Annotated in this window: 1 protein-coding gene; it reads left to right on the forward strand. The window is 31.1% G+C overall.

The genetic code is table 11. The features are described from left to right. Positions 1–453: hypothetical protein (locus E3E36_RS11935; RefSeq protein ID WP_206203682.1), on the forward strand; the 453-nt coding region annotated here is incomplete at both ends.

Genomic DNA, 453 nt, shown 5'->3' on the forward strand with positions numbered 1-453 from the left:
TCAACAACGTAATGTTTTAGATTTTCATCCAACACCGCAAATGCAGATTGCTTTTGATGAAAGATTGAAAGAAGATGATACTTATTTGCAATACCCCAACAATGCTGAACAATGGAGAAATTATTTTAATTACCCTTTTGGTATTGGTGAAATAAACCCCTGTTATTTGGTTGATTTAAAAACAATGCTTTCTGAATGGAGAAAAGTTTTAAAAGAAAACAATCTTTTAGTTGAAGAAAAGATTGCTGTTGATGATATAATCGAACAATATAAAAATGCAACCATCATTTTCTGTGATGGCATTGCTTCTGCTAAAAGCAAGTATTTTAATTTATTGCCATTTGCACCTAATAAGGGCGAAGCTCTAATTGTTGAAATAAACGATTTACCTGCTACCAATATTTTTAAACAAGGTATTAGCATAGTACCTTGGACAAACAACTTATTTTGGGT

This window comes from Thermococcus sp. M36 (assembly GCF_012027355.1).
In the GTDB taxonomy this organism is placed as follows: Archaea; Methanobacteriota_B; Thermococci; order Thermococcales; family Thermococcaceae; genus Thermococcus.